The organism is Neglectibacter sp. X4 (assembly GCF_009917365.1).
GTDB lineage: Bacteria > Bacillota > Clostridia > Oscillospirales > Acutalibacteraceae > Acutalibacter.
This window is the reverse complement of sequence record NZ_QWLE01000125.1, coordinates 1-2880: the sequence shown is the minus strand read 5'-3', so window position 1 is coordinate 2880 and position 2880 is coordinate 1. Positions and strand designations below refer to the sequence as shown.

2 protein-coding genes and 1 pseudogene are annotated in these 2880 nt (G+C 41.6%); all 3 read left to right on the top strand.

Features of this window, described 5'->3' with window-relative positions:
• The first annotated feature begins 92 nt into the window (after window positions 1-92).
• The 3 genes and pseudogenes from D1841_RS16895 (at window position 93) to D1841_RS16885 (ending at window position 2811) form a co-directional block, all read left to right on the top strand.
• Window positions 93-566 (top strand): RNA polymerase sigma factor, encoded by a 474-nt coding sequence (locus D1841_RS16895; RefSeq protein WP_160644817.1) that lies wholly within the window; start codon window positions 93-95, stop codon window positions 564-566.
• Window positions 567-717: 151 nt separating this feature from the next.
• Window positions 718-1074: pseudogene (locus tag D1841_RS16890) on the top strand (AAA family ATPase); the annotation flags it as partial.
• Between the two features lie 225 nt (window positions 1075-1299).
• A complete protein-coding gene (locus D1841_RS16885; RefSeq protein WP_160644816.1) occupies window positions 1300-2811 on the top strand; it encodes an SIR2 family protein in 1512 nt (503 codons plus the stop codon).
• The last annotated feature ends 69 nt before the right edge of the window (window positions 2812-2880 follow it).

The following is a 2880-nucleotide window of genomic DNA, read 5'->3' as shown; positions in this document are numbered from 1 at the left end:
GCTGTTCCATCGCCATTTTTTGCCCTCCTTCTTTTTTGAGGACTATTATATCACATTTTTATTGACGACGCTATCTAGCAGGAGGAAAGGAAATGGCATACGGGGCAAAGGTGTACACGCTTCGAGAGGAATCCACGGAAAGTGGAAAAAGGTATTTTATCAGCTTTAAGGACGGGCAGGGGGAGTATCACGAACTGGAAGTAACCGAGCAATTATTTTTTGAGTTTCGGCAGATGGAACGCAGGAACAGAAACCTTCAGCAATGGAACCAGCGGCACAGGGAGTTTAACGAGGTTTGGGACGAAACCCTTTACAGACGTGCGTTGCGAGTGCCTAAGACGCTTGATGAACGCATGATTGAGAAAGAACGGAATGAACTGTTATCTAAGGCGGTTGCCCGACTGCCAGAGATACAAAGGCGGCGTTTCCTGCTCTATTACGAGTATGATTTCAACTTTTACCAAATCGGCGAGATGGAGCATTGCACCGCTTCGGCTGTCCAGAAGTCTGTTTCAGTTGCAAGGGAGAAAGTCAAAGCAGAAATGAGGAAGTATCTCCAACCGTGACCGCCACCATCCGAAAAAGGAATCCGCTTTTTATCGGCGTGGGGATGGCGGCATTACATACTCCCGCTTTTTCCGTGGGAGTAAATCTATTTTAAGGAGGTCACGCCTATGTGCAACAAAACCAAAGATACCGCCCGAAAGGAGGAATCCCATGCAGAAGCTTCAGACGGTCAACGCCGACACGCTCCTTTATGAACCGCTTGAGAAGCCGTCTTTTGTGGTGGACGGTCTGATACCCACGGGCTTAACCCTGTTCTGCGGCTCACAGAAAATCGGCAAGAGCTGGCTCATGCTAAAGCTCTGCCTATGCGTGTCGCAGGGAATCCCCTTGTGGGATATGCCCACACAGGAGGGCGACGTGCTTTACCTCTGTCTTGAGGACACCTTCTGCCGAATCCAGGACAGGCTGTTCCGTTTGACGGACGAAGCGAGCGGGCGGCTTCACTTTGCGGTGGCAAGCGACAAGCTGTCGGACGGTCTTATCGTGCAGTTGGAGGATTTGGAAAAACATTGAAAGTATGTCCTACTTAGTCTATAATGAGTACTAAACTGTAATTATTGATTTAATAAGAGTAAGAATTATACGAACTCATTAACTTTTGATGAATTTTTACGTTCACTAAAGCAGAATATTGATACACCTCATTCTCTTCTGATTGGTGCAGGTGCATCCGTAGAATCGGGCGTTCCATCTGCTTCTGATTGCATATGAGGCTGGAAGCAAGAGATTTTTTTGTCCCAAAACCCTGCTCTCGTTGGTGTATACAATAATACAAAGTCAGATAGCGTCCGAACTGTTATTCAAAAGTGGTTAGATAATCAAAACATATATCCAGCTAAAGGAAGTGAAGAAGAATACTCTTTTTATGCTGAAAAGTCTTTTCCAATTGCAGATGATCGACGTAAATATTTTCAGCATTTGGTGTCTGGCTGTGAACCCAGCTTAGGATATCACTTGATTTCAATGTTAGCACAAATAGGTATTATCAAAAGTGTCTGGACGACAAATTTTGACGGTCTAATGGTTAAATGTGCTCACAAATACACCCCCTTGACTCCTATAGAGATTTCCACTGATGTTGCCGATCGTGTATATCGTGGCGATGTCGATAATGAACTGTTGTGTATCGAACTTCATGGCGATTATAAATATGGAGCATTAAAAAATACCGCAGAAGAATTAGACACACAAAACGATATTTTTATTTCTGCACTTATGCACGAACTTACAAACCGCGATTTAATTGTAATCGGATATAGCGGTCGCGACAAATCATTAATGGCCGCTTTAAATGAAGTTTACAAACAGGCCGGTGCTGGAAAACTATTTTGGTGCGGATATGGGAAAAATACTTCTCAGTCTGTTCAGGCTCTACTTGATTCTGCTTGTAAACATGGGCGTGAGGCTTATTATATTGCAGCAGAGGGGTTTGACAGCCTTTTATATAGTATTTCACGCCATTGCATGAGCAACAATCGGGAGTTTCTCGCCCAAATAGATACAATAAAGAAGCAACTATCTGATAATATTCAACTTCAAAAAACCAGATTCTCGCTGTCCCCCGCAAAAATAAATAAGCTTGTCAACACAAATGCTTTCCCAATCATATTTCCAAAGCAATGTTATCAATTTGAGTTATGCTTTAATGAAAAAGAGAGTATGTGGGCGTACTGTAAATATTTATATAACTTTGGAATTATGGCTGTTCCGTATAAAGGAATGATCTATGCTTGGGGTGCTAAAGAAAAAATACGTACTATCTGTTCCGATAGGCTCAAAGGAACAATAGAACTATGCCCACTTACCAGAGATTCTGTTATAAAAATCGGTGCATATAAGGAGTTGCTATTAAAAACTATAACTTTTATTTTAGCTACTAAAAGCAATATGAAGTGTTCAAAAGACAGAATTTGGGATAACAACGACTATATACACTATACAAGCAACGACAAAGCTGTTACCGCATTTAAAGGTGTCAAGTTATCGCTTATTTTTGATGATCGCTACTCTTACATAACTGTTACTCCCAGTTATGCCTTACCTGAAAATATCCAATTATCAAAAACAGAAAAGAAGGAGTTTGCTGATTGGTATTGTGCGCAAATTAATAGAATACAGCCGAATCTAAATGTGCATAATTATATGTCAAGGTGGATTGAAAAGATTGTAGGTAAAAATGGGTATAGAGTTACTTATCCTATAAACGATCCTTCCAGATTCTCTTTTGCAATCAGCGTTAGATAGTGTCTACACGAATTAAGTACGGATAGCAGCCCAAATAGCGATACAACGGACGTGTACCGCGGCGATAAA